Source organism: Kitasatospora sp. NPDC059817, assembly GCF_042731835.1.
GTDB lineage: Bacteria > Actinomycetota > Actinomycetes > Streptomycetales > Streptomycetaceae > Kitasatospora.
Window position 1 is genome coordinate 1 of the sequence record NZ_JBHWIR010000303.1, and the last position, 5,626, is coordinate 5,626.

Sequence of the window (5,626 nt, forward strand, 5' to 3'; positions counted from 1 at the left end):
CGCCGGGGCGCTCGGGCGGGGGGCGCCCCGCCCCTCGCCCCCGGCGGCCCCGCGCCCCCTGCCCCCGCCCCCGCCGCCGCCGTCCGCGCGGCCGGCGGCGGCCCGCCCACCTCGCCCTACCCGCACCACCCCGACGCCCCGTCCCTCGACGTCACCGACCTCACCGGGCTCCCCGGCGGCGGCTTCACCGCCACCGGACACCTTCGGCAGGACGGCCCGCTGCCCTACGCCAGCGGCTACCTGCGCGCCAACGGCGGCACCGGACTGCTCTGGACCGGCCTCACCCCCCGCATGCACCCCGAGGACTTCCGCACCGGCGACCTCGGCCGCGGCCGCAACTGGCCGATCGGCTACCACGACCTGGAGCCGTACTACCGCGCCGCCGAACACGAACTCGGCGTCGCCGCCGACGCCGGGGAGCAGCGCCGCGCCGTCGGACTGCCGATCCCGGACGACTACGCCTTCCCCATGCGGGCCATCCCGGCCAGCCACCTCGACCGCCGGCTCGCCCACGCCCTCGACGGCCGGACCGTCCGCGACCCCGCCATGCCCGGCCCCGCCCGGCTCGCCGTCACCGGCACCCCGCACGCCCGCAACGGCCTGCCCACCCGGCCCGGCGACAGCTTCGGCCCGCCCTGCGCGGGCAGCGCCAGCTGCGTCCCGGTCTGCCCGACCGGCGCCAAGTACACGCCGCTGCGCACCCAGGCCCGCTGGGCGCCCTGCGTCGAACTGCGCACCGGGGCCGTGGTGGCCAAGGTGCTCGCCGACCCGGTGACCGGGCGCGCCACCGGGGTGGAGTATCTGGCCGGCGGCGCGGCCCACCGGGTGGACGCGGACCTGGTCGTCCTCGCCGCGCACGCCGTCGAGAACGCCCGGCTGCTGCTCCTGTCCGGCCTGGCCAACCGCAGCGACCAGGTGGGCCGCAACCTGATGGACCACCCGGCGCTGCTCACCTGGGGGCTCATGCCCGGCCAGGTCGGCCCCTACCGGGGGCCCGGCTCCACCAGCGGCCTGGAGGCCTTCCGCTTCGGCCCGGCCCGCGCCCGCCGGGCCCCGTTCCGGATCGAGATCGGCAACTGGGGCTGGTCCTGGGCCGGTGGCTCCCCCGAGGCCGAGACGGCCGCACTGCTGGCCGCCGGGCTGCGCGGCAAGGAGCTGCGGGCACGCCTCGGCGACCGGCTCGGCCGTCAGTTCTCGCTCCAGTTCGAACTGGAGCAGCCCGCCGACCCGGCCAACCGGGTCACCCTCGACCCGGACCGGCGCGATCCGCTCGGCCTCCCCGGCCCGGCCGTCCGCTACGACCTCGACGAGTACGTCCGCGCGGGCATGGTCTCGGCCCGGGCCGTCTCCGATCAGCTGTTCGCCCTGCTCGGCGCCGAGGACCACACCGCCTACCCGGCCGGTCCGCAGTGGCCGGGCCGCCTCGAACACCTGGGAACCGCCTACGGGTACCGGGGCGCGGGCCACGCCGGCGGCACCCACGTCATGGGCGACTCGCCCGCCACCTCCGTCGTCGACCACTGGCAGCGCTGCTGGGACCACCCCAACCTGTACGCCGTCGGGTGCGGTTCGATGCCCTCGCTCGGCACCTCCAACCCCTCGCTCACTATGGCCGCCCTCGCCCTGCGCAGCGCCGACCGGATCCACCAGGACCTGCTGGACCTGCACCGCCCGGTGTCCGTCGCCGGTACCCCTTCGTCCGTCGCTCCTTCGCCCGCCACCTGTTCGCCCGCCCTTCCGGAGACACCATGACCGGCCTGCCGCTCCCGCCCGTACCGGAGCCGTACCACCTGCCCTTCCACTACGGCGCGTTGCACAACATCGGCGTCGACTACCTGGTCGAGCCCGAGCGGGCGCGCGAACTGCTCGGCAAGCGCCACCCCGGCCTGACCGCCGCCGTGTTCGACGGCGGGGCCTGCGTGTCCCTCAACTACCAGCTGTACTTCGCCCAGTACCCGAACGGCGGTGGCATCACCGAGGAGCTGGAGATCAACCTGGTCGCCCACCCGGTGTTCGCCGGGGACCGCCTCCCGGTCCTCAACTACGGCCAGTACGCCCGGGGTTACGACCAGACCAAGCTGCTCGGGATCGCCCGCCTGCACGTCCTGTGCGACAACCCGCTCGCCATCGACGCCGGGCGCCGCCTGTACGCCGAGCCCAAGCACCCCGGCTGGTTCGAGACCGCGCTGCCCTCGCTCAACGCCCCCGCCGTGCGCGAGCGCTGGTCCGTCTCCTGCCGCCGGGCCACCCTCGGGGAGGACGGGCTGTGCCGCCACGACGAGCAACTCCTCGCCCTCGACGTGAACCTGATCGGCCTCACCGCCGAATCCGTCAACAACACCCCGATCACCGGCTACGGCACCGACGACGAGGGCAAGCTGCTCGCCGGCCCGCTCAACGTCTACCACCCCTACCGCTACTACGCCCTGGACGACCGCACCGCCGACCGTGTCCGGCTCGACCTCGGCAACCCCGCGGAGGAGTCCGCCCGAGACCTCGCCCACCTGATCGCCGACGCCCCGGCCGCCGGGGTCTGGACCTACCAGTCCCCGCCGGTCGCCGCCCACAACCGCGCCTACTACGTCCGGTGACGCCCATCAGCCGAGGGCGGGTTACGGTCAGGGGCGACACCACCTGAGTGGGCGGGCGGCGGACCGTGGACGCCGTTCTCGTGTGCACCTCTGACCGCTCCTCCGCAGCTGGGGGTGTGCGCGTGAGTGTCCACTGACAAGGGTAGCCTTACCCATTGCGCAGGTGATCGGCAGTGGGGAGGGACCCTTGTTGGAATTCCGGCTGCTCGGACCGGTGGAAGTCCGGTGCAACGGGCAGTTTGTCGAGATCGGGCCACCGAAACGCCGGACCTTGCTGGCGATGCTCCTCCTCGCCAACGACGCGCTGGTCACGAACGACCGTCTCACCGACGCCCTGTGGGGCGAGCAGCCGCCCAGACACGCCAAGACCGTGATCCAGGGGCACGTCTCCCAACTCCGCCGGCTGCTGCACCCCGTGGGCCCGGTCACCATCGCCACCGCCTGTGACGGCTACCTCCTCCAGGCGCCGTCCGACCACATCGACGGCGAGCGGTTCCGCGCCGCCGTCGCCGAAGCGCGCACCGGCGACGGCGCACCGGCCGGGATCCCGGCGCTGCGCAAGGCCCTCGCGCTCTGGCGCGGCCCGGCGCTCGCCGGACTCTGCGGCACACCCCCGGTCGTCGCCGCAGCAGCGGAACTGGAGGAGGCGCGGCTCGGCGCGGTGGAGGAGCTCGGCCAGGCGCTGACCGCGGGCCGGCGCGCCGAAGAGGCCGTCGCGGTGCTGCGCGGCCCGGCGGACCGGCATCCGCTGCGCGAATCCCTGGTGGCGCTCCTGCTCGACGCCCTGCTGGCGACGAACCGGCAGGCCGAGGCCATCGAGCTCTACCACCGGACGGCCCGACTGCTCGGTGACGAACTGGGCGTCGACCCGGGCCCCGCGATGGTCGAGGCCTACGACCGGATCCTCAGCCCGCCACGCGCCGCACGCCGACGGGAGGACACGCACCGGCCCGGGGACCCCCACGGGCAGCAGGCCGCGGACCGGCAGGCCGACACCCGCAGCCAAGCGGGCGCGCACCGCCAGGAGGATGCGCACCGCCAGGCCGACGCGCACCGCGGCGCGGGACATGCGGGACAGCCGGGCGCGAACGACCTGCGGCGACCGCTCCTGCTGCCCCGCCGACCGGCCGGCTTCACCGGGCGCAAGCGTGAACTCGCCGCCCTCGACGCGGCCGTGCGGCACACCGCACACGACTCGCCCATCTGCCTGGTCACCGGGCCGGCCGGGATCGGCAAGAGCGCGCTGGTGGCCCACTGGGCCCAACAGGCCGCGGCGGACTTCCCGGACGGCGTGCTCTTCGCCCGGCTCGGCGGCTTCATCGACACCGCCCCGATCGCCGACCCCGCCTTCGTCATCCGGGACTTCCTCGGCGCGCTCGGCATCCAGCCCGACGACATCCCGCAGAACACCGCCGCAGCCGAGGCGCTCTACCGCTCGCTGCTCCGCAACCGCCGCCTCCTGGTCATCCTCGACGACGCGCTGAGCTACGACCAGGTCCGCCCGCTGCTCCCCGGCGCCCACGGCTGCGCCACCGTCGTCACCAGTCGCAACCGGCTGGAGAGCCTGGTCGCCGGCGACTGCGCCCGCCCCCTGCTGCTGGACCGGCTCGGGCCGGGGGAGGGCGAGGCACTGTTCGCCCGCATCCTCGGCCCGGACCGGGTCGGAGCGGAACCGGACGCCGCCGGGCGCCTGGTGCGGCTGTGCGACGGGCTGCCGCTGGCCCTGCGACTGGCGGCGGCCCGGCTGGCGGTGCGACCCGAGCGCTCGCTCGGCGACGCGGTCGAGGAACTCCGCGACGGGCAGCGGCGGATCTCCTTCCTCGCGGTGGACGGCATCGACTTCGCCTCCGTCCTGCGCGTCAGCGTGGACCACCTCCCGCCGGACGCGGTCGCCGTCCTCCGGCTGCTGGCCCACCACTTCGGCCCCGACATCGACGTGGCGGCGGTCGCCGCGCTGGCGGACGACAGCCCGGCCGGCAGCCGCGCGGTGCTGGAACGCCTCGTCGCCGCCAACCTGGTGGAGGAGCGGGGGCACGACCGCTACGCCCTGCACGGACTCATCCGGCTGTTCGCCCGCTCGCTCGGCCCCGCCCCCGGGGGTGACCGCCTCCTTCCGCTCCTCGACCACTACCTGTACGCCGCCCTGGCCGCCGCGAGCGCGGCGGTGGCGGGCAGCCAACCCTGCTGCCGGCTCCCGGAGGACTTCCGGACGCCGGTGTCGACGCCCGTCTTCGCCGACCGGGAGGAGGCCATGGCCTGGTACGCCAGGGAACGGCGCAACCTCGTCGCCGCCACCGCGGCGGCCGCCGCCGGCCGGCACCACCACCGGGCGTGGCGACTCGCCCTGCTGCTGTGGCCCCTGGTCGTCCAGCAGCCCGGAGCCGACTGGGAGGCTCCGCTCGGCCACGCCCTCGGCTCCGCCGTCGAACTGGCCGAGGCCGACGCGGAATCCCGCGTCAGGAGCCTGCTCGGCTGGGTCCTCGGGCAGAACGGCCGGTACGAGGAGGCCTTGCCGCACCTGCTGCGCGCACCCGACCTGGCCCGGCGCGCCGACGACACCGAGGGTGAGGCGATCGCCACCGCCAACCTGGCCCAGGCCCGGGAGGCACTCGGCGACACGAACCTGGCCGGCCTCGGCTACGAGCGGGCCGCACAGCTCGCCCGCAGGGCCGGCAGCCCGCAGACCGAGATGCTCACGACCTACTACCTGGCCCGGTACCACCTGCTGAACGAGCGCCCGGCGAAGGCGCTCACCCTCGCGCGGTGCGCGCTCGACCTCGCCCCGGAGGACCAGGTCGTGGCGCGCCGCGCGATGCTCCTGGACATCTGCGGGAGGGCCCTGTCCACCCTGGACCGCAACGGCGAGGCGTGGCACCACTTCGACCGTGCGGGCCGCCTCGCGGAACAGGACGGCTTCACCGCCGACGCCGCCGACTACTACGCGCGCGCCGCCGCGGTACGGACCTGCGGGAACGGGTAGCGGCTGCCGCCCCCGGGGGCCCCCGCGCGGCCCCCCCCCCCGGGCCCCCCCCCCC

3 protein-coding genes are annotated in these 5,626 nt (G+C 75.6%); all 3 read left to right on the forward strand.

The window, feature by feature from the left end:
• The coding region (locus ACFV61_RS33865) for a GMC family oxidoreductase (RefSeq protein WP_380495914.1) at positions 1 to 1,752 on the forward strand (1,752 nt) is incomplete at its 5' end.
• Positions 1,749 to 2,591: a hypothetical protein gene (locus ACFV61_RS33870; RefSeq protein ID WP_380495916.1), complete on the forward strand. Its 843-nt coding sequence runs from the start codon at positions 1,749 to 1,751 to the stop codon at positions 2,589 to 2,591. The genes ACFV61_RS33865 and ACFV61_RS33870, both read left to right, overlap by 4 nt.
• 214 nt (positions 2,592 to 2,805) lie before the next feature.
• Entirely contained in the window at positions 2,806 to 5,571 is a 2,766-nt protein-coding gene (locus tag ACFV61_RS33875; protein ID WP_380495918.1) for a BTAD domain-containing putative transcriptional regulator, read from the forward strand.
• Positions 5,572 to 5,626 lie beyond the last annotated feature (55 nt).

What these genes read in the sequence shown, in the direction of transcription:
- ACFV61_RS33870 (WP_380495916.1), top strand. Translation starts at nt 1,749, where the DNA reads ATGACCGGCCTGCCGCTCCCGCCCGTACCGGAGCCGTACCACCTGCCC.